This window comes from Cupriavidus oxalaticus (genome assembly GCF_016894385.1).
GTDB classification, from domain to species: Bacteria; Pseudomonadota; Gammaproteobacteria; order Burkholderiales; family Burkholderiaceae; genus Cupriavidus; species Cupriavidus oxalaticus.
This window is the reverse complement of sequence record NZ_CP069812.1, coordinates 1,708,248-1,731,970: the sequence shown is the minus strand read 5'-3', so window position 1 is coordinate 1,731,970 and position 23,723 is coordinate 1,708,248. Positions and strand designations below refer to the sequence as shown.

The 23,723-nt window shown below is 64.2% G+C and carries 24 protein-coding genes and 2 pseudogenes; 11 read left to right on the top strand and 15 right to left on the bottom strand.

All coding sequences use genetic code 11. The features are described from left to right. The first annotated feature begins 14 nt into the window (after positions 1 to 14). The 3 genes from JTE92_RS30500 to JTE92_RS20405 all read left to right on the top strand — a co-directional run bounded on the left by JTE92_RS30500 (position 15) and on the right by JTE92_RS20405 (position 2,074). Entirely contained in the window at positions 15 to 869 is an 855-nt protein-coding gene (locus tag JTE92_RS30500) for a hypothetical protein (RefSeq protein ID WP_063238905.1), read from the top strand. A 93-nt stretch (positions 870 to 962) separates the two neighbouring features. Beyond that, complete coding sequence (locus JTE92_RS20410) at positions 963 to 1,424, top strand: sigma-70 family RNA polymerase sigma factor (protein ID WP_306431146.1); 462 nt, start codon at positions 963 to 965, stop codon at positions 1,422 to 1,424. Next, on the top strand, positions 1,421 to 2,074 hold the full coding sequence (locus JTE92_RS20405) for an NrsF family protein (protein WP_063238906.1): 654 nt from the start codon (positions 1,421 to 1,423) through the stop codon (positions 2,072 to 2,074). The genes JTE92_RS20410 and JTE92_RS20405 overlap by 4 nt, the downstream gene beginning before the upstream one ends. 75 nt (positions 2,075 to 2,149) lie before the next feature. On the opposite strand, the gene copK is transcribed toward JTE92_RS20405, so the two are convergent. Beyond that, a complete protein-coding gene (copK, locus tag JTE92_RS20400; protein ID WP_063238907.1) occupies positions 2,150 to 2,431 on the bottom strand; it encodes a periplasmic Cu(I)/Cu(II)-binding protein CopK in 282 nt (93 codons plus the stop codon). 46 nt (positions 2,432 to 2,477) lie between these two features. Continuing rightward, the gene (locus tag JTE92_RS20395; RefSeq protein WP_084254562.1) at positions 2,478 to 2,813 is read right to left on the bottom strand and encodes a hypothetical protein; all 336 of its coding nucleotides are present in this window, start codon (positions 2,811 to 2,813) and stop codon (positions 2,478 to 2,480) included. 120 nt (positions 2,814 to 2,933) lie between these two features. Between JTE92_RS20395 and JTE92_RS30845 the strand changes: the two are divergent. Next, a pseudogene (locus tag JTE92_RS30845) lies at positions 2,934 to 3,065 on the top strand (MerR family transcriptional regulator); the annotation flags it as partial. Positions 3,066 to 3,526: 461 nt separating this feature from the next. On the opposite strand, the gene JTE92_RS20390 reads toward JTE92_RS30845, so the two are convergent. From JTE92_RS20390 to cueR, 10 genes are all read right to left on the bottom strand, one after another. Beyond that, entirely contained in the window at positions 3,527 to 3,856 is a 330-nt protein-coding gene (locus JTE92_RS20390) for a P-II family nitrogen regulator (RefSeq protein WP_063238909.1), read from the bottom strand. Between the two features lie 45 nt (positions 3,857 to 3,901). Next, positions 3,902 to 4,507 carry a ubiquinol-cytochrome c reductase iron-sulfur subunit gene (gene petA, locus JTE92_RS20385; RefSeq protein WP_063239054.1) on the bottom strand — a complete coding sequence of 202 codons (606 nt, stop codon included), beginning with the start codon at positions 4,505 to 4,507 and terminating at the stop codon, positions 3,902 to 3,904. Positions 4,508 to 4,512: 5 nt separating this feature from the next. After that, on the bottom strand, positions 4,513 to 5,226 hold the full coding sequence (locus JTE92_RS20380) for a methyltransferase family protein (RefSeq protein WP_232353272.1): 714 nt from the start codon (positions 5,224 to 5,226) through the stop codon (positions 4,513 to 4,515). Positions 5,227 to 5,292: 66 nt separating this feature from the next. Beyond that, on the bottom strand, positions 5,293 to 5,484 hold the full coding sequence (locus JTE92_RS20375; RefSeq protein WP_169834811.1) for a DUF2933 domain-containing protein: 192 nt from the start codon (positions 5,482 to 5,484) through the stop codon (positions 5,293 to 5,295). A 128-nt stretch (positions 5,485 to 5,612) separates the two neighbouring features. After that, entirely contained in the window at positions 5,613 to 5,741 is a 129-nt protein-coding gene (locus tag JTE92_RS30670) for a hypothetical protein (protein WP_255286405.1), read from the bottom strand. A 3-nt stretch (positions 5,742 to 5,744) separates the two neighbouring features. Continuing rightward, complete coding sequence (locus tag JTE92_RS20370; protein ID WP_084254563.1) at positions 5,745 to 6,074, bottom strand: DUF2933 domain-containing protein; 330 nt, start codon at positions 6,072 to 6,074, stop codon at positions 5,745 to 5,747. A gap of 42 nt (positions 6,075 to 6,116) precedes the next feature. Next, a complete protein-coding gene (locus JTE92_RS20365) occupies positions 6,117 to 6,419 on the bottom strand; it encodes a hypothetical protein (RefSeq protein WP_063239055.1) in 303 nt (100 codons plus the stop codon). 153 nt (positions 6,420 to 6,572) lie between these two features. Continuing rightward, complete coding sequence (locus JTE92_RS20360; RefSeq protein WP_084254564.1) at positions 6,573 to 6,809, bottom strand: hypothetical protein; 237 nt, start codon at positions 6,807 to 6,809, stop codon at positions 6,573 to 6,575. Between the two features lie 603 nt (positions 6,810 to 7,412). Beyond that, a complete protein-coding gene (locus tag JTE92_RS20355) occupies positions 7,413 to 9,704 on the bottom strand; it encodes a heavy metal translocating P-type ATPase (protein ID WP_063239056.1) in 2,292 nt (763 codons plus the stop codon). Positions 9,705 to 9,844: 140 nt separating this feature from the next. Continuing rightward, complete coding sequence (gene cueR, locus JTE92_RS20350) at positions 9,845 to 10,273, bottom strand: Cu(I)-responsive transcriptional regulator (RefSeq protein ID WP_063238912.1); 429 nt, start codon at positions 10,271 to 10,273, stop codon at positions 9,845 to 9,847. 255 nt (positions 10,274 to 10,528) lie between these two features. Between cueR and JTE92_RS20345 the strand changes: the two genes are divergently transcribed. From JTE92_RS20345 to JTE92_RS20320, 6 genes are all read left to right on the top strand, one after another. Next, a complete protein-coding gene (locus tag JTE92_RS20345; RefSeq protein WP_063238913.1) occupies positions 10,529 to 10,930 on the top strand; it encodes a hypothetical protein in 402 nt (133 codons plus the stop codon). Between the two features lie 70 nt (positions 10,931 to 11,000). Beyond that, on the top strand, positions 11,001 to 12,302 hold the full coding sequence (locus JTE92_RS20340; RefSeq protein ID WP_063238914.1) for a TolC family protein: 1,302 nt from the start codon (positions 11,001 to 11,003) through the stop codon (positions 12,300 to 12,302). Next, positions 12,299 to 13,855: an efflux RND transporter periplasmic adaptor subunit gene (locus tag JTE92_RS20335; protein WP_063238915.1), complete on the top strand. Its 1,557-nt coding sequence runs from the start codon at positions 12,299 to 12,301 to the stop codon at positions 13,853 to 13,855. Before JTE92_RS20340 ends, JTE92_RS20335 begins: the two co-directional genes overlap by 4 nt. Beyond that, entirely contained in the window at positions 13,852 to 17,022 is a 3,171-nt protein-coding gene (locus JTE92_RS20330) for an efflux RND transporter permease subunit (protein WP_063238916.1), read from the top strand. Before JTE92_RS20335 ends, JTE92_RS20330 begins: the two co-directional genes overlap by 4 nt. After that, on the top strand, positions 17,019 to 17,366 hold the full coding sequence (locus JTE92_RS20325) for a copper-binding protein (RefSeq protein WP_063238917.1): 348 nt from the start codon (positions 17,019 to 17,021) through the stop codon (positions 17,364 to 17,366). Before JTE92_RS20330 ends, JTE92_RS20325 begins: the two co-directional genes overlap by 4 nt. Positions 17,367 to 17,919: 553 nt before the next feature. After that, complete coding sequence (locus JTE92_RS20320) at positions 17,920 to 18,597, top strand: c-type cytochrome (protein ID WP_063238918.1); 678 nt, start codon at positions 17,920 to 17,922, stop codon at positions 18,595 to 18,597. A 301-nt stretch (positions 18,598 to 18,898) separates the two neighbouring features. Here the strand turns inward: JTE92_RS20320 and JTE92_RS20315 are convergent. Continuing rightward, positions 18,899 to 19,339: pseudogene (locus tag JTE92_RS20315) on the bottom strand (oxidoreductase dimerization domain-containing protein); the annotation flags it as partial. A gap of 121 nt (positions 19,340 to 19,460) precedes the next feature. Here JTE92_RS20315 and chrA point away from each other — a divergent pair. Further along, on the top strand, positions 19,461 to 20,666 hold the full coding sequence (chrA, locus tag JTE92_RS20310) for a chromate efflux transporter (RefSeq protein WP_063238920.1): 1,206 nt from the start codon (positions 19,461 to 19,463) through the stop codon (positions 20,664 to 20,666). Positions 20,667 to 20,964: 298 nt separating this feature from the next. Here chrA and JTE92_RS20300 read toward each other — a convergent pair whose 3' ends face one another. Beyond that, positions 20,965 to 22,854, bottom strand: coding sequence for a potassium transporter Kup (locus JTE92_RS20300; RefSeq protein ID WP_063238921.1), 1,890 nt, complete (start codon positions 22,852 to 22,854; stop codon positions 20,965 to 20,967). Positions 22,855 to 22,999: 145 nt separating this feature from the next. After that, a complete protein-coding gene (locus JTE92_RS20295) occupies positions 23,000 to 23,698 on the bottom strand; it encodes a response regulator (protein ID WP_063238922.1) in 699 nt (232 codons plus the stop codon). Between the last annotated feature and the right edge of the window lie 25 nt (positions 23,699 to 23,723).

The following is a 23,723-nucleotide window of genomic DNA, read 5'->3' as shown; positions in this document are numbered from 1 at the left end:
CGGGCCGCTCTTGCATGGGGCAGCTGCTGACGCAGATTCTTGGGAAACCGCTGGCCGCGCTTGAGCAATGCAATGTCACTGCCGGACGTGAAGCGTTGCTTCGGCTGACCTCGGAATATCCGATCGACGCGCTCGCGCCAACCCTCGCGATGCTGGTGGAAGTCCTTGAGCGTCCTATTCCGGAGCCTGTGACAAGTCATGCAGTATTGCGCGACACTTTCGAGGCATGGTCTTCGCAGATCGTGCCGGCGGCGCGCCGTGCATTCGGCGACGCCGGCGGCACGGCCTGGTGCCTGCCGCTGTGGCGTACCCTTGCACAAGCCGCCTCCGATCTGCCGTTTCGCCGCGATATGCCGGAATGGCATACCGCGCCACTATGGATCCGGGCGGCGGAGTGGCTCGCGGCTCGCGAGAGCATCGCACGGATCGAGTCGTGGCGACGCATCCCCACCACGCTTGCCTGGATGGCGGAAACGGTTTACCGGCTCCAAGGGCTTGAATCAGCGTGGCCGCTGCTGGCCGAACTCGCCTGGTTGTCGCCGAAGCGGCTCGGCGCGTTGATGCAGGGGCTCGGTGATTCGTCGTTGCTGGCGCTGCGCCGGGTATTCGACGCGAATTTCGATGGTGACGGTACGCTCGATGACCTCGCGTGGTTCCCGGCTTGGGCATTGACGGAAAGGCCTGGGCTTGCCGCGTTTCTGCGCGCGGCCGAATTCTCGACACGCACGTTGCCCGAACAGGGCATGCGGATCATGCTTGAGATGTTGAGCCTTGAACGCGAAGGCCGGCAGCATGAACTGCTCGAACGACGAAAGGCCTTGCGCGACCTGCACGCGGGCCTCTTCGGTGCCTACATCCGTACGCGATAGCTGCGTCACGCGCTCGGCATTGCCCGCACAACCGCGCCTTGGCCCGAGGAGGAGAACAAATTTTTCTTTTCGGATCAAATACTTAAGGCAACTTTGGCGAAAATTTCACGAATTCCGGCCGACCCTCGCAACGATATCGAGGACGCGGTGCAGGATGTATTGCTGACCGTACATGCGGTGCGCCACACTTATGATCCGGCCCGGCCGTTCGGGCCATGGCTGGTGGCCATTGCCAACCGGCGCATCGTGGATGGCCTGCGCCGGCGGGGACGCATCCAGTCGCACGAAACGGTGCCGGATGACGGCCTGGAAACCTTTTCGCCCCTTGCCACGAACTTTCAGGAAGACGCCGCGGACGCGCGCGCGGTAAGGGATGCGGTAGCACGGCTCCCGGCCGGACAGCGCGAGGCGGTGCAGTTGCTCAAGCTGGAGGAGATGTCGTTGAAGGAGGCCGCGGCCGCCAGCGGCACGTCGGTCGCGGCGCTGAAGGTGGCGACCCACCGTGCCCTGAAAACGCTGCGCAAGTGGTTCGAATCGCAAGGTGGCAAGCCGTGACACGCACCCCTGACCTGATCGACGCACTGGTAGCCGACGCGACGCCGGTGCGCCGCCTGCGCCCGCCGGCGATGCGGGCAATGTGCTGGCTGCTGCTGGCGGTCGTGACGCTGGCGCTGGTGGCGTTCCACCATGGCCTGCGACCGGACCTGGCACTGAGGCTGGAGCAGGAGGTCTTCGTCACTGGCGTGGCGGCTGCCACGCTTACCGGCGTACTGGCCGCCGTGGCTGCGTTCATGGCCAGTGTCCCCGGCCACTCGCGGCGTTGGCTGCTGCTGCCCGTGCCGTCCCTGCTGGTATGGTTCGCCACGATCGGCTACGGCTGCCTGACCGACTGGATCCGGATCGGGCCGGGGGGCATCTCGCCCGGCGAAACCGCTAGTTGCCTCGCAACGCTGGCGCTGGTCAGCACGCCGCTGTCGTTTGCGTTGCTACGCATGCTTCGGTACACGGCACGGCTGTCCCCCACGCCGGTCGCGATGTGCGGCGCCCTCGCCGTCGCTGCGATGACGACAACGGCGCTGTCCTTCCTTCACCCGATCGACGCCTCGGCCATGGTCCTGCTGTGGAACTTCGGCGTCGCACTGCTGTTTGTCGGCATCAGCGCTCGGTACGGCTCCTGGTTATTCGCCTGGGCGACACCCCATTGATGGCACCGGGATACATGGCACCGTCGCCGCGACGGCACGCCCGCTCCCAGTGACTGCAACGACGTGCGGCACGACTCAGTGCCCGCGCCGGCCCTCGTTCAACACCTGCTCGAGCCGAATCACTTCATTGCCGTTCATGGTGAGCTTGCTGCCATCTTTCGCCTCCAGCACCTGACCCGCCTTCACGTCCACGGCGCGGCCGAACGGATTCTCGACGCCCATCTTCCCATCCCTGAAGACGTGCAGGGTCGAGCCGTCCTTGAGGGCATAGGACTTCACGATGTCACTCCTGTCGGCCGCGAATGAGGACAAGGCAACGACGACGGCAAACGCGGCAATGATGGGCTTGCGGTACATGGCATGCTGCCTTGGGCGGACGCAAAGTTCGGTTGCGCTTCGGGCCTCAGACACGATAGCCGTAGAGCGTGCCGTCACCGGTACGCGCGTTGTCCAACGTGCTGGCCGTGAGATCAGGCACCGAGGCGCGCGTGCCATCCGTGTAGGGGTCGAACCTGCCGCTCCTGGCCCCGTCCGTAAACGGGTCACGCCGGTCGCCAACCCTTGCGCCATCCGAATAGACGTCGAATTTCCCCGCCTTAGCGCCGTCGGTGTACGGATCGCGCGGGCCCATGATGCTGCTGCCATCGGTGAACACGTCCCGCGTCGTGCCGCTGTACGCCGCGCCTGCCCCCAGCACGCCAATACCTACCACGATGAGAAGCCATAACTTCTTGACCATTGCCGCACCTCCTTCCATCGGTGACCCGCTTCCCGAAAGGAAACCGCTCCACGGGAAGCCGGTACTGGAAGATTCGTCGACAGGCGGAGAAAGGTTACGGTCTTGGTGCGATGCGGATCGCAGCTTCCCGACCTGCGACGCATGGAGACCATGCTGTCCGAGTTGGTGTGCGCCTGCCATGCCTGTCGAGACAACGTATCCTGCCCGCTGATCGCATCGCTGCTAGCGGGAAAAGTGCGCCAAGGGGGGTAGTGGATGCTGCTACGCTGCTCTGGCTCGTTCCGGCTTCCGTTCTGCCGCTTCGTCGCAGCCGGCCTCACACGCGCCGTCTCGACGGGCGAGCAAAGCGGAAGGCCCGCTCAGGAGGCAGAATATCTTCCTCGCTCGCGACGCGGGCAGCGCCAGCGGCGCCCCCGATGCAGAGCCACGTGAGGGGGAGCAGCCCCAGGAGGAATTGCCCCGGGACGAAGCGCCGTACTCGCCCGGTGTCGCCAGTACATGCGACTGCCATGCCAAATTGCATAGCCCACCTCTGGATCTGCATTACCGGCCACACAATGCCGCGGTTCGAGCCACTTGCATCCTGACCGGTGCCACGTGCCCTAGCACCTCAGTGCAACGCGCATCGTTATATGGCCCCACGGCCGATCTGTGTCTCTCCCAATCCCGAGGCGCTCATCGCCGCCGGCGCCCATCGCATAAGGCGATTCGGGTCATTCTGCCGTATCCACTGACGCTCCAGGGGAAACGTGCAGATGCAAGAACTTCTCGACGGGGACTACCGCCACGATCCCGGCGCCTGGCACCGTAGATCTTCCCACCTCGACGATCGCGTTGGTGATGGCCTCGACGTCGGTTTCCTCCGCAAAGATCTCGATCTTGGTGTGCACGGTGGTCAGGTCGCTTGAGTAGAAGTTCCGGTACTCGCCGTACCCCTTGACTTTCGTTGCCGTCATTCCGGGCGCATGGACGGCTGCGAGCCGCTTTTCCAGTCTTTCCAACAGCTCGGAGGGAACGATGGCGATGACACATCTTGTGCTCATGGAAGTCTCCTTGCTAACTCCGATACATGCGATTGGCGGCCCCGATCAGGCGGGCCCATTGAGATCCTGGCCGACCACCAGTCGGGTTTCGCTCTGGTATTCATATGGCGGTATCTCCAGATTGAGCGGCGCGGGAACGGCGCGGAACACGCGTCCGGCCAGATCGAACTTGGAACCATGGCAGGGACAGAAAAATCCCCCAGGCCAGTCCTCGCCCAAATCCGCAGCGCCAACTTCGGGACGATAGGTTGGGACGCAGCCCAGATGGGTACAGAGGCCGATCGCCACAAAGAACTCCGGGCGCAGCGCGCGGGTCGCATTGCGTGCGTAGGTGGGCTGCTGCGCCTCCCTGGACAGCGGATCGGCCAGCAAGCGATCATGCCTGCCCAGACGATCCAACATATCCCAGGTCCGGTGCAAGATCCAGACTGGCTTGCCACGCCAGGCAATGGTGACCAGAGACCCTGGCGCCGCCGTGTCGAGGTTCACCTGGACGGGTGCGCCGCGTGATCGCGCGGCCTGGCTTGGCGCCATGCTCGCTACGAACGGCACCATGGTGCCGACCAGTCCTACTCCACCCAAGGTGCCGGTGGCCAGCAGCAGTAGCCTGCGCTGGCTTGCGTTCCGTGAAACTGCCGTTGGATTGCTCATCGCAATTAGCTCCAATCCAGGGTCCATCTGGCCAGCAACGCGACTGGCCGCCAACAACTCAGTGGCCGCGTGTGCCGAGTAGCTGGATCCATTGGCCGCGGCCCGGCACGAACATAGGCACCATTGTTCGATACGCCTCGTAGGCCACCCCGAAGCGGCGCACCATGTCTCGCTCCTCCTTGCGGGCAAGACGCACGTAGGCGAACACAATGAGCGGAAACAGCGCCACGGTGATCACAGTGGGGCCAATGCACGATGTGGCCGAACACGGCCAGCATGATGCCGGTGTACTGGGGATGGCGGACTACAGCGTAAGGCCCCTCCTGAGCCATGCGCCCCTCGCGGCTTGCCCGATAGACGGCACCCCAGCCCCGGACCAGCAGCACAACACCGGTGAGAATGAAGATACCGCCGAGCAGCATCTCGATGATGGCGCCAGCCGGGCCATAGCCGAGAAGCATTGCCCACAGGTGCCCACTGTAGGCGGTGCGCGGGATATCGAGCCCAAGGAAGCCCGTCAGCAGGTAGATCGTGAGGGGGAAGCCGTACATCTCGGCGTACAGCGCGATGATGAATGCCTGAACCAGACCAGCCCCGGCCCATTCCCGCCAGCCTTGTGGCGCCACGTATCGAAACAAGACCCACGACACCAGGACGACCACGACCGCTACCAGACCCCAGTGGCCGTAGTGCGCGCTAAACCCAGCGATATCGTTCACAGTACGCCTCCCCAACGGTAGCGTCATTGGCGGCTCAGGCAGACGTTGCCTGAGCATCCGCACCCCTTACTTGTCCTCCGGCCGTGGCGGTTTGCGTTCGTCGCGCGGCTTCATCTCCTTCATGCCGGAGTACATCGCCAGCGGGCATGCCAGGATCAGCAGGATCGGCGCAACGGCACGAATGGCGCCCTGGTACTGCGGGAATACCACGTACCCGACGACAAGCAGTGCGGCGAATCCGATGGCAAACTTGATCATTGTCTTGATGCTGCACATGATCGTTACCTCCTTGCAACAAGGTTCCACACGATTGCGAGTCCCCTTGCGTCACCATGGCACGCTCTTGGCTGTTTACTTCAGGCGCCGCATCATCGCGCGCACCCGGGCTAACAAAGGCCGAACCCGCCCATCATGCGTTGATGCAGCACGAGCATGCCGACCGCGCCAAGGGATGCGAGCACGCCGATGACGGCGAACACGATCAGGAGGGCTCTCCATATCAACGACTTGTTCACGCGCTACCTCTCATCTTCGTTGGCGGCGCGGGCACGCATCCGCAGCGCGTGCCCGGCGACCTCCGACCGTCCAGTTAACTCCTTGATACGGAACGGATCGGGCTTCTGCGCTGGCAGGCGCTCGGCCATCGCGCTCACTTGATCATCGTGCGCCCCCATGCTCTTCATCATCAGCCACATCGACAGCGGGCAGAGCGAGAGCAGCAAATACGGGCCAATGCCCAGGACAAGCGCACGGACCGGCGGCCATACGGCATAGGCCGCAGCCAGCATCGCCAGCATCGTCAGCAGGGCGATGCTGGCTGCGACCATCGTCTTCATATTGCGTTGCATTGCGGTACTCCTGTCGGCAAGGCTTGAATCGGAACGGCGTCCCTACTTCGTCGGTGGCGTCTGGATCTTGTCGGCGTACTTGCGCATGATTTCGCCCATCGCCTGCATCATGTCCGCGTGCATTTGCATCGAGAGCTTCTCGTTCCCAGGAGGCAGCCCCATCATGGGACAACTGCCCATCATGCCGCCACCCATCATGTGGCCCATCATCATGTCGTGCCCTTTGTCCTGTGCACCCGCCTTGGGGCCTTCGGCACCATGGCTTGAGCCGGCCGCCACGGACCAGCCGCTGGCGCCAAGCGTTACGAGGGCTAGGGTTGTAGCCATCAGCGACTTCGCATTCATGTCGATCTCCATATCGATGGTGGTGCAATGATCCCGCACCAATCGGGCGCCGGACGCCTTGGCGAAGCCGGTCCGCCCAGCTCCACCTAGTCGCTTCCGCAGCCGGATCGCGCGGATGCGTGCGCCTCGCCTGGTTGGCCGAAGCGCACTCGGTCAATTGGGCTCTGGCGAACCGTTCAGGCTTCCGCTTCCTGCCGGGCCGGAATCCATCTGCTTCATCATTTCGTCGCAGCGCGCCAGTTGTGCCTCTTTTGCGGCGGAGGCACTCGCGGTTGCATGTTGCGCGGCCGTGCGCGCGCGATGGATGACGTCCCAGTCCGGGCCGGCGAGCGCCTGCGCGGTCGCAACGCCGAGGGAAGCAAGAACAATAGTTTTGAGAGTGGAGTGCATGATGATCTTCCCCAGAATTCGGTTTGGCGCAGCCGCGAGGGGGGCAGCGCCCCACGCTCAGTCAGTGCAACGGAAGTCGTGCGCGTGGCCAAACTGGGCTACGCGCGGGGATAGATCAGATTCGCAAGCGGGCTGTCGCGAGATAGATCGGCCCAGGCGAGGGGTTCGCTCTGTCAGCCGTCCGCAGGGGCCGTACGGTGTACGGCGTCGATGGGAGGACGTGCCAAAGCTCAGCCGCGGTCGGCAAGGCACCGAGATCGGCCGGGTGACCGTTGCTGTCGGCCCAGTGCCGACCGTCCTGCTGATGGTCCGCGCACAAGGCCGGCTGCGCGTGGTCCATCTCCAGGCAACTTGCCAGGGTGGTCATCGCCGCCGGTGCCATTGCCCCCTCGGACTCCTGCGGGCATAGGTACCCGGCTACTGCGAGGCGCGCAAAGAGTACCGTCGCCAACAACAGCAGCGCAAGCAAGCGGGCGAATGGGCTATGACTACGCTTCATACATCAAGCCAGTGACTGGTTTTCAGTCTAGCCCTGCCCATATTGGGCGGCAAGGCGAGACGGGCACGGGTTGGTCGAGTCGCATCACTCGTAATTTCCAATAATTAGGCCACACGGCGCCTCAGCCGTAGCGCGTTGGAAATCACCGAGACCGAACTCAGGCTCATGGCCAGTGCCGCGATCATTGGCGACAGCAGCCAGCCGGTGAACGGGTACAGCAGCCCCGCCGCCAGCGGGATGCCCAGCGCGTTGTAGACGAAGGCGAAGCCCAGGTTCTGCCGCATGTTGGCGATAGTGGCTTCGGACAGTTCGCGGGCGCGGGCGATGCCGCGCAAATCGCCCTTGACGAGGGTCATCTGGGCGCTGTGCATCGCCACATCGGTACCGGTGCCCATGGCGACGCCCACGTCGGCTTTGGCCAATGCCGGGGCGTCGTTGATGCCGTCGCCGGCCATCGCGACCACGCGGCCTTCCGCTTGCAGTTTCTCGACGAGCGCCAGCTTGTCGGCCGGCTTGACCTCGCCGTGGAACTCGTCGATGCCAAGGCGCCCGGCCACCGCCCTGGCTGTGACAACGCCATCACCAGTGGCCATCACCACGCGCACTCCGGTTTGCCTGAGCGTCGCCAGCGCTTCGGGCGTACTGGTCTTAACGGGGTCGGAGACCGCAAGCACCCCGGCCAATTTCCGATCCACCGCCAGATACATGACACTGGCGCCTTGCTGCCGGAGGGTATCCGCCTGCGCCGCCAGGGCTTCGACCTTGATCTGGTCCTGGTGCATCAGGGCGGTATTGCCCAGCACGAGCTGATAGCCATCGACGCGGCCGCGTACCCCCATCCCTGTGTCCGAGGCGAACTCCTGCGCCTTCGCCACGGCCAGGCCGCGCTCACGCGCGGCGCTGACGAGGGTCGCCGCCAGCGGATGCTCGCTGCCCTGGTCGAGGCTCGCCGCCAGGCGGAGCACTTCGGTCTCATCAAACGGATCGACGCCAAACGCCCGTTCGAAGCTCGGACGCCCTTCGGTCAGGGTGCCCGTCTTGTCGACGATAAGGGTGTCGACCTTGCGGAAGTGCTCGATGGCCGCCGCATCCCGGAACAGGATGCCCTTGGTCGCGCCGTTCCCGCTGGCCACCATGATCGACATCGGGGTGGCAAGCCCCAGCGCGCAGGGACAGGCAATGATCAGCACCGCCACCGCATTGACCAGGCCAAAGACCCAGCTCGGCTCAGGGCCGAAGACGCCCCAGGCGAAGAAGGTGAGCAAGGCGATGGCCACGACCACCACCACGAACACGCCGGCCACCCGGTCCGCCATCCGCTGCATGGGCGCCTTGGAACGCTGCGCCTGGGCCACCATCTGCACGATCTGCGACAGTACCGTCTGGGCGCCAACCTTTTCCGAGCGCATCACCAGGCTACCCGAGGTGTTGATGGTGGCGCCGATCACGTGATCGCCGACGCGCTTGGAAACTGGCAAGGGCTCACCGGTGATCATCGATTCATCGATGGCGCTGGCCCCTTCGGTCACGGCGCCATCGGTGGGTACCTTCTCGCCCGGGCGAATCCGCAGCAGATCACCGACATGCACGTGCGTCAGCGGGATATCGTCCTCACTGCCGTCCGGATTGAGGCGGCGCGCCGTCTTGGGAGCCAGGCCGAGCAGCGACTTGATGGCCGCCGACGTCTGCGAGCGCGCCCGCAATTCAAAGATCTGACCGAGCAAGGTCAGCGAAATGATGACGGCCGCAGCTTCGAAGTAGACGGCGATGCGGCCATGCATGACAAAGGTGCGGGGAAAGAGCTCCGGCGATACGGTGGCCGCGACGCTGTACATGAACGCCGCCCCAGTACCCAGGCCGATCAGCGTCCACATGTTCGGGCTGCGGTTTCGGAACGACTGCAGGCAGCGGGCGTAGATCGGGAATCCCGCCCACAGCACCACGGGCGCGGACAAGGCGAGTTCCAGCCAGCTTTGCGTTGCCGGTTCCAGGACCCCGAGGCGGTCCCCCAGCATCGCGAGCAGCACGACAGCAACCGTCAGCGGCAGGGTCCACCAGAAGCGATGGCGAAACGCGGCGAGCTCGGGATTCTGGTCGTCCTCGAGACTCGGCATGACCGGTTCCAGCGCCATGCCGCACTTTGGGCAGGTGCCGGGACGATCCTGGCGGATTTCGGGGTGCATCGGGCACGTGTAGGTGGTGCCCGACGCTGCTTCGCCTTCGTCGGGTGCCGATTCGCTTTGTTCCTCGACATAGCGCGTTGGGTCGGCCTCAAACCGCTGCTTGCAGGCGCTACTGCAAAAGAAATACTGTGCCCCGGCGTAGCTCGCCTGGTATGGCACATCACGTTTGACTGTCATGCCGCACACAGGATCGCGCGCACTGGCCTCAGGCATGGGCGAGCCGTTGGCAGAGACGCGCTGGTCCCGTTGATCTGGCGCGTGCTCGTTCGCGGTGCCGTGCCCGCAGTGAGCCTGCATGTCGTCCCGCGCAGCGGCCATGGCCTCTGCGTGCCATTGCCGATCGCTCGTATTCATCAATGCCTCGTTGCTTGCGCCACCAACAGTTGTGGCTGAGTTGCACGGCTGATTTCATCGAGGATCGGACAGGCGGGGCGATCGTCGCCTTCGCAATGCCGCGACAAGTACAGCAGCGTGTCACGCATGCCGGAGAGCGCGGCGATTCGGGCGTCCAGTTCCTGAATCCGCTGTTTAGCGATCGCCTTCACCGTTGCGCTCGCGCGCCGCTTGTTCTGCCACAGTCCAAGCAGCTCTCGAATCTGGGCCATCGAGAAGCCCATCGCCCGGGCGCGTCCGATGAAGCGCAGCGTATGGATGTCTGCTTCGCCATATTTTCGGTAGTTTCCGGCGCTGCGCGCCGCAGAAGTCACCAAGCCGATACGTTCGTAATAGCGGATCATTTTGGCCGAGACGCCAGATACGCTGGCGGCTTGCCCGATATTCATGTGTGCCCCTTCGCCTCATCGAGTCGTTTCCCGCCAACGTGCTAACCTTGGATCGCCTGGAGGGTCGCAGGCGCAGGCCGGATCTCGATAAGTTCACGATAGACCTTGCCCCCATGGGAAGGTCAAGCACACGATTTGACGAAACCTGCGTCGGTCAATGCCGGGCGTGGCGAGGAACGCCTACGCCAATTGGACAGGTTGCATTCCAAGCAAAAAACAGTATCCTTCCGACTGTCATTCCACCGAAAAGCACTCTTGCGTCACACACGCCGCCGGCACCCTTGGCTCGCCGGCCTCCTGCTCATTGTGTTCCTGGCAGTTCAACTGGCAGCGGCCGCGTACGCCTGTACCGGCAGCCGCTACCAGATGGAAGGCGGCGGCACGAAGGCGGCATTGACCGAATCCTGTGCCGACATGGCGGCGCACGGTGACGACCAGGGCGCTGACCAGAGTGCCCTCTGCCTGGCGCATTGCCAGGCCGATTCCAAGAGTGCCGACCATGTCTCGCCACAGCTGCCGGCATTTCTGCCGGTGCTGATGCGCGTCGTTGAACCGACGCGCGTGCTCCTGGCCGAGGTCCGCATCGCGCTGCGCGCGGAGGTAGAGGCGCGTGGCCCACCGCCCCTGAACATTCTTCACTGCAGTTTTCAAACGTAGCCTCCGGATCGACGTCGATTTCGTGCTGCCCGCCTAGACTCGGGTAGCTGTCGTCGCTCATGGAGGCTTTATGCTTTTTCCACGTCGCCTGACGCTGGCGCTGCTTTGCGCGCCCGCTATTGGCCTGGCGGTGCCGCATGCCGCGGCTGCGCAATCCGCTCCTTCTCTTTCCCTTGAGGAAACCGTCGCGCTCGCGACCACTCACGCCGGCGATGCCGAATCCTCGCGCGGTGCCGTCGAGGCGGCCGTGCAGATGGCGGTTGCCGCCGGTCAGTTGCCGGATCCGGTGCTCAAGCTCGGGCTCAACAACGTCCCCGTGAACGGGCCGGACCAGTTCTCGCTCAGCCGGGACTTCATGACCATGCGGTCCATCAGCGTGATGCAGGAGTTCACGCGCTCGGCCAAGCGGCGCGCCAAGGTGGCCCGATTCGAAGCCGAGGCGACCGCAGCCGAGGCGCAGCGCGGGGTCGGACTGGCCAATGTGCAACGCAATGCCGTGGGTGCCTGGCTCGATCGGTGGTATGCCGAACAGGCCGGCGTCCTGCTCAGTCATCACGGCCATCCCCTCGAACTGGCGCTGCAGGCGGCAACCGCTGCCTATCGCAGCGGACGTGGCACGCGAGCAGACGTACTCGCAGCGGAGCTGGAGGTTCAGAAGCTGCATGATCGGCAGGACGAAAACCGGATCGCTGCGGCGACCGCCGCGCTCAATCTGGAGCGCTGGGTCGGACCGGCGGCCAGGCGCCCGCTCTCCGAACGCCCGCGTCTCGACGTGTCCCAGCAGGTCAAGCAGCTGGCACAAGGCCAGTTCGACGCGGTGCCGGAGCTGGCGGCCGCGCAGCGCGAGGTGGCCCGGGCGGAGGCGGAGATCCGGGCTGCCATCGAAACCAAGAGGCCGGATGTCACCGTCGAACTGATGTACAGCCAGCGCGGCTCCGCATATTCCAACATGGGTTCTGTGAACGTCAGCTTTCCCGTGCCGTGGGATCAGCCCAATCGTCAGGACCGTGAAGTCGCTGCCAAGCTGGCCCAGGCGCAGGAGGCGCGGGCCAAGTCTGAAATCATCCGGCGCAATACGCAGACCATGGTCGGGGCCAGGCTGGCCGAGTTGCAACGCAACCGGGATCGGCTCCAACGCTACGACGAGAAAACCTTGCCGCTCGCCACCATCCAGGCGGAGGCGGCCCTGACCGCTTACCGGGCCAACACCGGATCGCTGCTGGCGGTCGCCGAGGCCAACCATCGCGTCATCGACACGAAGCTTGAGCGGCTGGCACTCGAAGCCAAAACCGCGAAGCTATGGGCGGACCTGACGTTTCTGGTCCCGCTGCCCACCGCGCAGACCGAGCCCGCCATCAAGGAATTCCAATGAGAAAGCACATTATCGCCACGGCGGCAGTCCTCGTTCTCGTTGGTGCCGCCCTCTATGGCGCCTACCGCTTTGGCGTCACGCGGGGCACACAATCGGCGCAGTCGTCGCAATCGTCGGCATCGCCCGGCGCGCAAGCTGCGCTCAAGGCGGGCGACACCGACCCGAAGACGGGCAAGAAGATCCTGTACTGGCATGACCCGATGGTGCCCGGGCAGCGCTTCGACAAGCCCGGGAAGTCCCCCTTCATGGACATGCAGCTCGTGCCGGTCTATGCGGACGGGGATGGCAGCGGCAGCGGCAGCGGCGTCACGGTCGATAGTCGTGTTGCGCAGAACCTGGGCATCCGCACAGCTGAGGTCAAGCCGAGCCGAATGAGCCCGGTGCTGGAGGCACCGGGCAATGTCGCCATCGACGAACGCAGCGTCCAGGTGATCCAGGCACGAACCAACGCCTTCGTCCAGCATGTCGCGGTCAAGGCGACGCTTGACCCCGTCCGGCGCGGACAAGCGCTGGTGACCCTGTACTCGCCCGACTGGGTGGCCGCGCAGGAGGAATATCTCGCCGTGTCCCGCCTGGCCGCGGGTGAACATACCGACCTGCGCGGCGCAGCAAGGGCCCGCATGCTGCAGGCTGGCATGACGCCGGGCCAGGTCAGCGCGGTCGAGTCATCCGGCAAGCTCCAGCCCCATCTTGGCATCGTGAGTCCGGTCGACGGCCTCGTGACCGAGGTTGCGGTCCGTGAGGGCATGACCGTTTCGCCCGGCATGACCCTGTTCCGCCTGGCCGACCTGAGCCAGGTCTGGGTGATAGCCGAGGTACCGGAGGGGCAGACCCGTGCCATCGCTCCCGGCGTGGCGGTCAAGGTATTGCCGACCGGCGCGCCCGAGCCGTTGGTTGGCAAGATCGATACCGTCCTGCCCGACGTCAATCCGGCGACGCGAACGATCAAGGTCCGCATCGTCCTGGCCAACAAGGGCAGGCGCCTGTTGCCGGGCATGTTCGCGACGGTCCGGTTTGACAGCGGCGATCAGAAGGAGGCGCTGCTGATTCCGGTGGAGTCCGTCATCCGTACCGGCCAGCGCAGCATCGTCATGGTGGATGCGGGCAAGGCGGGCTTCGTGGCAACGGAAGTCAAGACCGGGCGCGAGGCCGCGGGCATGGTCGAGGTGCTCGACGGACTGAAGGCCGGGCAGAAAGTGGTCACCTCCGGGCAGTTCCTGATCGATTCGGAGGCCAGCCTGCGGGGCACCGCCGAGCGCATGAGCGCCACGCCGGCGGCCTCTGCCCCGGCTGCGGCTGCGGCTGCGCCCGAGCATGAGGGCGTCGGGCGCGTCGAGGCCGTGACCGGCGGGGGCCTGACGATCTCGCATGGCCCCATCCCCTCGGCACAATGGGGCGCGATGACCATGGATTTCGCCGCGCCGCCTGCCGGCCTGCCCAAAGGGCTCAAGCCCGGTGACCGCATCCGCTTCCGCTTCCACCTGAACAGCGACGGCATGGCGATCCTGTCCTCGGTCGAGCCCGCTGCCAGCGCCCCGGGAGCCAAGCCATGATCGCCCGGCTCATTCTCGCCTCCATCCGCAACCGCTTCCTGGTCCTGCTGGCCACGGTCATGCTGACCGCATGGGGACTGTGGGCCGTGCGCAGCACGCCGCTCGATGCCTTGCCGGACCTGTCCGATGTGCAGGTGATTATCCGCACGCCGTTCCCCGGCCAGGCGCCGCAGATTGTCGAGAACCAGGTCACGTATCCCCTCACCACCACCATGCTGTCCGTGCCGGGCGCCAAGACGGTACGGGGCTACTCGTTCTTCGGCGACTCGTTTGTCTACGTGCTGTTCGAGGATGGCACGGACCTGTACTGGGCGCGCTCCCGGGTGCTCGAATACCTGAACCAGGTGCAATCCCGCCTGCCCGCCGCCGCCAAGCCAGCGCTGGGGCCGGATGCCACCGGCGTCGGCTGGATCTACGAGTACACGCTCGTGGACAAGACCGGCCGGCACGACCTCAGTCAGCTGCGCGCGCTGCAGGACTGGTTCCTGCGCTTCGAGCTGAAGTCGCTGCCCAATGTTGCCGAGGTCGCCTCGCTGGGCGGGATGGTGAAGCAGTTCCAGGTCGTCCTGATGCCGGATAGGCTGCGCGCCTACAACCTGTCACAGGCCAAGGTGCTGACGGCGCTCAAGGGCGCCAATCAGGAAACCGGCGGCTCGGTGCTGGAGCTGGGTGAGGCCGAATACATGGTCCGCGCCAGCGGGTATCTGAGGACGCTCGATGATTTCCGGCAGATCCCGCTGGTGACCAGCGATGCCGGCATTCCGGTGCGACTGGGCGATGTCGCCACGGTCCAGCTTGGTCCCGAGATGCGACGCGGCATCGCCGAACTCGACGGCCAGGGAGAAGTGGCCGGCGGTGTCATCGTGATGCGCTCAGGCAAGAACGCGCTGGAGACCATCGACGCGGTCAAGGCCAGGCTCGCCTCGCTGCAGAAGAGCCTGCCGGCCGGCGTCGAGATCGTCACCACCTATGATCGCTCCGCGCTGATCAACCGGGCGGTGGAGAACCTCACGCACAAGCTGATCGAAGAATTCATCGTCGTCGCGCTGGTCTGCCTGGTCTTCCTGTTCCACCTGCGCTCGGCCCTGGTGGCCATCGTTTCGCTGCCGCTGGGCGTGCTGGCGGCGTTCCTGGTCATGCGCTACCAGGGCGTCAACGCCAACATCATGTCGCTGGGCGGCATCGCCATTGCCATCGGCGCCATGGTCGATGCCGCGGTCGTCATGATCGAGAACGCGCACAAGCATCTGGAACACTGGCATGCGGACAATCCCGGGCGGGAACTGACCGGGCACGAGCGCTGGAGCGTGATTGGCGAGTCGGCGGCCGAGGTTGGGCCGGCACTGTTCTTCTCGCTGCTGATCATCACGCTGTCGTTCATCCCGGTGTTCACGCTGGAGGCGCAGGAGGGTCGGCTGTTCTCGCCGCTGGCGTTCACCAAGACCTACTCCATGGCCGCGGCGGCGGGGCTGTCCGTCACCCTGGTGCCGGTCCTGATGGGCTACATGATCCGCGGGAAGATTCCCTCAGAGCGGTCCAATCCGCTAAGCCGCTGGCTGATTCGCGCCTATCAGCCGGTGCTGGCCAGGGTGCTCGCCTGGCCGAAGACCACCGTGGCGATTGCGGCAATTCTGCTGGTCGCGACTGCCTGGCCGATCATGCGGATCGGTGGCGAGTTCATGCCGCCCCTTGATGAGGGTGACCTGCTGTATATGCCGTCGGCACTGCCGGGGCTGTCCGCCGGCAAGGCGGCGCAGCTGCTGCAGCAGACCGACCGCCTGATCAAGACCGTGCCGGAGGTGGCCACTGTGTTCGGCAAAGCCGGCCGCGCCGACACCGCGACCGACCCAGCGCCGATCGAGATGTTCGAGACCACCATCCAGTTCAAGCCGCGCGACCAGTGGCGTCCCGGCATGACGACTGACAAGCTGGTGGAAGAGCTCGACCGCGTGGTGAAGGTGCCCGGCCTGTCCAACATCTGGGTGCCCCCGATCCGCAACCGCATCGACATGCTCGCCACTGGCATCAAGAGCCCGGTCGGTATCAAGGTGGCGGGCACGGACCTGAAGGAGATCGATCGGCTGGCCACGCGCATCGAGGAAGCCGTCAAGACGGTGCCGGGCGTCACGTCCGCCCTTGCCGAGCGCCTGTCCGGCGGGCGCTACGTCGATGTCGACATCGACCGCATGGCGGCCGGGCGGTACGGGCTCAACATTGAGGATGTCCAGAGCATCGTGTCCTCGGCCATCGGCGGCGACAACGTCGGGGAAGTGGTCGACGGGCTGGCGCGCTTTCCCATCAATGTCCGTTATCCCCGCGACTACCGCGACTCGGTGGAACAACTGCGCAGCCTCCCGATTGTCACCGACAGGGGCCAGCAAATCGTCCTGTCCGATGTGGCGCGCATCCAGGTGGTACAGGGCCCGCCGATGCTACGCAGCGAAAACGCCCGCCTGTCCGGCTGGGTGTATGTGGACATTCGCGGGCGCGACCTGCGCTCGGCCGTCCACGACATGCAGGCCGCCGTGGCCAAGGCGGTGCCAATGCCGGCCGGCTATTCCCTCAGCTGGTCGGGGCAGTTCGAGTACCTGGAGCGGGCCACGGCGAAGCTGAAGGTGGTGGTGCCCTTCACATTACTTATCATCTTCGTGTTGCTCTACCTGGTGTTCGGCCGCCTGGACGAGGCGCTGCTGATCATGGGCACGCTGCCGCTGGCGCTCATCGGCGGATTCTGGCTGCTCTATCTGCTGGGCTACAACCTCTCGGTGGCGGGGGTCGTCGGCTTCATCGCGCTCGCCGGCGTGGCGGCCGAGTTCGGCGTCATCATGCTGCTCTACCTGAAGCAGGCGTGGAGCGAACGCGAGGACCGAGGTGAAGCCAGCCTGTCCGCGCTGCTCGACGCCATCCAGGAAGGCGCGGTGCTACGCGTGCGTCCCAAGGCCATGACGGTCGCGGTCATTCTGGCCGGGCTGGTTCCCATCATGTGGTCGCACGGCACCGGATCGGAGGTCATGCAGCGCATCGCCGCCCCGATGGTCGGCGGCATGGTGACCGCACCGTTGCTCTCCCTGTTTGTTGTGCCGGCGGTGTACCTGCTGATACGCCGACGCCAGACAAAGTCCTCCCCCATTTCAACCCAACCCTCACTTCAAGGAGACGCACCATGAAACACGTCAAGACGCTCACCCTCGCGCTAGCCATCGTTGCCGCCCCGGTCGCCTTCGCGGCGGGCTCGATGAACGGCATGGACATGAAACCGTCTGCCCCATCGCCAGCATCGCAACAGTCCCCGCAACCCGTTGCGGCCGAGATCAAGAAGATCGACGCGCCGACAGGCAAGGTCACACTCAAGCACGGCCCAATCGAGAACCTCGGCATGGCCGCCATGACCATGGCGTTCCCGGTGAAGGACCGCGCCGCGCTGAAGACTTTCAAGGAAGGCGATTCAGTCCTGGCCACGTTCGACAAAGTCGACGGCAAGCCGACCGTCGTGGAAATGCGTCACAAGTAGGCATTTGAGCATCTGCCCGCCGCCTGGAGCGGCGGGCACGCCATGCGGCTCAACCGCCAGCGGGAGTCTGAGTATGTTCGCGTCGAGGCGCCAAAGTCGGCGAAGAAGGCTGTCGTCGTGCGATCCGCCTATTTCCCTTCCAGACTGACTGATCGAGAACAGCCAAGCCGACTTGAATTCGTCAGCGGATCGGAGCACCTGACCATCAACTGAATGCCTCCTTTCCATCTCCCCCGTGATGTCATTGAGGCGGTCCTGATCAGCCTGGCATTGACGCTTGTCGCGATATGCCTGTTTGCCTGGTATCTCAGGCGTCGGTATGGCGCAGGCCGCTCGCGCGGCCGCAGCCATGTTACTCGCTCGCGCAAGAGTGGTCGCAAGCCGGGAAAGACGCGAAAAAGGCCCCCTTCGTAGTAAGGGCCTCAATTGGGAGAGCGTCGGTGGCGCGGCAACATTGGCAAGCCGGAGACGCTCGCCGCGGCGAAATGAGTTCGAAAGGCCTCGCAAGGCGGCGATCGTGCTGACGCCCTCTACATATCGAAGGAGCCGTCCAATGATTCGACAATGTTGCCGAAATGCGATCGCGACCGCCTTGACCACCCTGGCGCTCAGCGCGCCAGTGCGCGCCGAAGACGATATCATGCGCGGCGCGCAAGCCGCACGGGCGTGTATGGCCTGCCATTCGTTTGCACCAGGGCGCCACATGACAGGGCCCAGCCTGGCTCATGTCTGGGGTCGCAAGGCCGGTACTGTCGACGGATTCGCACGCTACTCGGATGCCTTGAGGCGTTCAGGCCTGGTGTGGGACAGAAAAAACTTGGATGCGTGGCTGAAAAACCCCGCAGCGCTAGTGCCAGGCAACGCGATGGGCTTTCCCGGAATTCCCGACGCGCGCACCCGAGCCGGTCTGGTTTCCTACATCGAGGCAATTTCTGCAGGTCGCGTGTCAGCACCCGAAGACGGCGGATTGCCAAGCTTGCGGGAGCTGGACCCGGTTTCGCGGGTCACCATGATCCGCTACTGTGGCGACGCGTACCGGGTCACCACCGCCGATCGTAAGACCCACATCTTCTGGGAGTTCAACCTGCGCTTCAAGACGGATGGCAGCCCTGACGGGCCGCCCGCCGGCGGGCCGGCGCTGATCGGCACCGGCATGCAAGGCGACCGCGCCACAGTGGTCTTCGCGCGCCCCGAGGAGATCTCTCCCTTCCTCCAACGGCAGTGCCCATGAGAAACGGGAATGTCCCCCTGCATCCGGCTGCCAAGGATCGCATGACGAGGGGAGGATCAATGCGTCGTCGCCGAACCAATGACATCCCCGTCGCGGCCGACCAGAAATCTCTGTTCGGCGGCGCTATCTCTCCCGATCAGGCGGGCTTCTGCTTGCCGCTTTGAATCCTGCTGCACTTAACGGACCGGCACCAGCACGAACGTTCTCGCATCGCGTGCTGCGTGGCCTATCCCGCATAGGAGTGGGCACCTTCCGCGCAGTCGTACCTTACGGCATTGACGCCACAAGGATTGGCTTTTCCTCACCGCCCCGCACAGCAAGACAGCTGCTTCACATCCTTGGCGAAGGTCTGCGCCGCGAGCTTCAGCCCCTCAACCATGGTCAGGTACGGGAACAGCTGATCGGCCAGTTCCCGTACACTCATCCGCGCCCGGATCGCCAACGCCGCCGTCTGGATCAGTTCCCCCGCTTCTGGCGCCACCGCCTGCACGCCAATCAAGCGTTCCGATCCCGCCTCGGCGACCAGCTTGATGAAGCCGCGCGTGTCGAAGTTGGCCAGCGCGCGCGGCACGTTGTCGTGCGTCAGCAGCCGGCTATCGGTCTCGATGCCGTCGTGGTGCGCTTGCGCCTCGCTGTAGCCCACGGTGGCGACCTGCGGGTCGATGAACACCACCGCCGGCACCGCGCTCAGATCGAGCGCGGCATCGCCGCCGGTCATGTTGATCGCCGCGCGGGTGCTGGCGCCGCCGCCACGTAAAACGAATTCCGGCCGACCCTCCTGTACAGGGTGAGCGCGCAAGTGTCGGTAGAGGTCCATATAATCGAGTTTCGTTATCGAATTTCGCTTAGCTTATTCAACAGGCATGATTGACACGCGTACCGACGACCGCCGCCCCTGGACGATCTTTCTCATTTTTCTGCGGCTTGGCCTCACTTCTTTCGGCGGCCCCATCGCGCACCTGGGATATTTTCGCGACGAGTTCGTCGCGCGGCGGCAGTGGCTTTCCGAGCGCAGCTATGCGGATCTGGTTGCGCTCTGCCAGTTCTTGCCGGGGCCCGCCAGCAGCCAGGTCGGCATGGCCCTGGGACTGTCCCGGTCCGGGTACGCTGGTGCCGTGGCGGCCTGGACGGGCTTTACGCTGCCTTCGGCCATCGCCCTGATCCTGTTCGCGTTGGGCGTTTCGAGCTATGGCGATGTCATCTCGCCCGGCGTGCTGCACGGCCTGAAGCTGGTTGCGGTTGCCGTGGTCGCCCAAGCGGTGTGGGGCATGGCGCGCAACCTGTGTACGGATGCTCTGCGTGTCACCCTCATGGCGATTGCCGCCTGCATTGTCCTGCTGGTGCCGTCGGCCTGGGGCCAGGTCGGCGTGATCGCGGCCGCCGGCATTGCGGGCCTACTGCTGTTCCAGTCGCCGCAGGCCGCCGCGCATGATCCGTTGCCGATCGCGGTCAGCCGCCGTGCCGGCACGATCTGGTTATTGCTGTTTCTTGTCCTGCTGGCCGGCCTGCCGGCCCTGGCGAAGCTGACGCCCGGTCATACGCTGGCGATGGTGGATGCCTTTTTCCGTTCCGGGTCGCTGGTTTTCGGCGGCGGCCACGTCGTGCTGCCGCTCCTGCAGGCCGAAGTCGTTCCGTCCGACTGGGTCAGCAATGAAGCCTTTCTTGCTGGATACGGCGCCGCGCAGGCGGTGCCCGGACCCTTGTTCACGTTCGCTGCGTTCCTCGGCGCCTCCATGAGCACGCCCCCCTCGGGCTGGGTTGGCGGCATGGTCTGCCTGCTGTCGATCTTCGCACCGTCTTTCCTGCTGGTCGTCGGCGCATTGCCGTTCTGGGAGCAGCTTCGCCGCAATGTACGAACGCAAGCTGCCTTGTCCGGGGTCAATGCGGCGGTGGTCGGGCTGCTACTGGCGGCGCTCTATCAGCCAGTATGGACGACCGCCGTACATCAGCCGCACGATTTTGGCCTCGCGTTGATGGCGCTGGTTGCCCTGATGTTCTGGAAGCTCCCACCGTGGCTGGTGGTCGTGGGCAGCGGCGCGGCGGGATGGCTGCTGAGTGTGCCCCTGTGAGGCCGGAGAATGACCGACTAAGACCTCTACGGCGCCTTGATCCGTTTGCATATCTTTCACCACGCAGCCGAGGGCCCCGTCTTCGGACTTGGCATTATCGAAGAACTTCGGCATCACGGCTACGAGATGAGTGCTGGGACGCTTGTACCCCATGTTGCACGGGTTGGAAAAGAAAGGGTACTCACCTCCCGCCACCAGGGCACGGCGCGTTGCGGACGACGCCTCATCGGAACCGATGGCCAATAGCCGACCGGCCTACATGCGCGTCAAGCAATCAATCTTCTAAGCACGCCAAGATCTAGATTTGGATCTGCGTACCAATCTCGATCACGCGATTTGCCGGTATGTTGAAGTAATCGGCCGCATTGCTAGCGTTTCGGCTCATCGTGGCGAACAGGCCCTCACGCCAAGGCGCCATACCACTGGAGACGGTGGCCACCGGGATGATGGTCTCTCGGCTCAGGAAGAACGAGGTGTCCATCATGTCGAACGCCAGGCCAGACTCTCGGAGCTGAGCATTAAGCGCTTGCGAGACGTCCGGCTGGTCCATAAAACCGAAGCGCAGTGTGATCCGATAGCAGTCATGCCCGAGCGATTCGACGGAGGCGCACTCGCTCAAAGGCACCCAAGGCACGTCCTTCATCGTTACGGTAAGGAACAGAACGCGCTCGTGCAGCACTTTGTTGTGATTGAGGTTATGCATCAGCGCGTGTGGCACCACATCGGGCGTCGCAGTGAGGAAGACGGCGGTGCCTTGCACGCGCGGCGGTGGCGCACGGAAGAGCGAATCCAGGAACGTCTTGAGCTGCAGGTCGGAACTACGAAGCGCTGCCATCAGGACTTGCCGGCCGCGCAGCCATGTCATCATCACGATGAACATCCCGGCTCCGACAATGAGCGGGAACCAGCCGCCCTCGGCAACTTTCAACAGGCTTGAGGACAGGAACGCCACGTCCACCGCAATGAAGAAACCGGTGGCGAAGATGCTTAACAGAAGGTTGTAGCCCCAGCCGTAGTGGATCACAAAGAAGGTGAGAAGGGTTGTCGCTACCATCGTCCCTGTCACTGCGACGCCGTATGCCGAGGCGAGGTTCGAAGATGAACCGAAGCCAAGCACTGCAACAAGAACGGCCACGAGCAGAATCCCGTTGAGACTCGGTATGTAGATCTGCCCAATTGCCTTCTCCGAGGTTTGCACCACGTTCATGCGGGGCAGATAGCCCAACTGGATTGCCTGCTTGGTAAGCGAATAGGCACCGGATATCGTGGCCTGCGAAGCAATCACCGTTGCCGCAGTCGCGAGTGCGACCATCGGATACAGAGCCCACGACGGAAAGAGCAGGTAGAAGGGGTTCTCGATCGCCTTTGCATTGACGATGAGCAACGCGCCCTGCCCCAGGTAGTTGAGCATAAGGGCCGGGAAAACCAGCCCGAACCATGCCAATCGGATCGGGCCACTGCCGAAATGCCCCATGTCGGCGTATAGCGCTTCGGCACCGGTGAACGCGAGCAGCACCGCCCCCAGCACCGCGAACGAGGCGAACCCGTGCTGCGTGACGAAACCGAATGCATGCAGCGGGTTGAGCGCGCCCAGGACGGCAGGATGTTGGACAATGCCGTAGATGCCCGCCGCGGCCAGGGCGAGGAACCACAATACCGTAATCGGACCGAACAGGGCACCGATTGTCGCTGTGCCATGCCGCTGGAACAGGAACAGCGCGATCAACACCCCCACGGATATCGGCAGGACATAAGGCTTGAGAACCTTAGTCCCCACCTCGATGCCTTCGACTGCAGAAAGTACCGAGATGGCAGGCGTCAGCACGGCGTCACCGTAGAAGAGCGAAGCGCCGAACAAGCCGACGAGCAGGATCGGGGCGGATGAGCGCCCCGTCTTCTTCACGGATGACAAGGCAAGTGCGAGCAGTGCCATGATGCCGCCTTCCCCTTTATTGTTCGCCCGCATGATGAGTATCACATACTTGAGGGAGACGACCACCATCAGCGCCCAGAAGATAGCCGAAATGCCGCCAAGTATGTTCTCGGGGAGCGGAGCGATCCCGTGAGCGGGATTGAAGGTTTCCTTGACCGCATAAAGAGGGCTGGTGCCGATGTCACCGTAGACAACACCCAGTGCTGCCAGCGTCAGGGCGGCACGGGATTGCTGCAGATGCGAGTTGCCTGGCATTACGAGGTTATTGGCATGAGAATCCACGACTGCTCCTCCTGATCGTTGATATGTTCTGAGCTGCTCAGGCCCCTTGCGAAGCCACGACCGCACCGCAGTGACGTGGCTTCGTAGACGGATTTCGCTGCCCGCTTGGGTTCATGACTCAGTTCAGGCCAATCAGCCTATACCCCACCCCCAGTTCCGTAAGCAAGTGACGCGGCTTTGCCGGATCGACTTCCAGCTTTTGCCGCAGATTGCCCATATAGATCCGCAAATAGTGAGCACGCTCCACCGCATTCGGTCCCCACACCTCGACCAGCAAGCGGCGGTGCGTCAGCACGCGGCCGTGCCCCTTAATGAGGGCAGCCAGCAGGCGGTACTCGATGGGTGTCAGTCGTATCAGTTCACCCTGGCGTGTCACTTCGCGATGGGCCAGGTCGACCGTGACTTCGCCAAAGCTCACGACTTTGGCGTGATCGGCACCAGCCACGACGGCGCTGCGACGCAACTGTGCCCTGACCCGGGCCAGCAGTTCCGGCACGCCAAAGGGCTTCACCAGGTAGTCGTCGGCGCCCGCATCCAGCGCTGCCACCTTCTCCTCCTCGCGGTCACGGGCCGACAGCACAATGATGGGGGCCAGGGTCCAGCCGCGCAGTTCAGCGATGAGTTCGCGTCCATCGCGGTCGGGCAAGCCGAGATCGACGATGAACAACTCGGGTTGCCGACTGGCGGCTTCGATCAGCGCGCGAGTCGCGGTTTCGGCTTCGAATACGCTGAAGCCTTCAGCTTCCAGCGAAGTGCAGACGAAGCGGCGGATATCGGCATCGTCTTCGACGACCAGAAGGCGGGCAGCGGATTTCATGATGCGCGTGGCGAATAGATGGCTG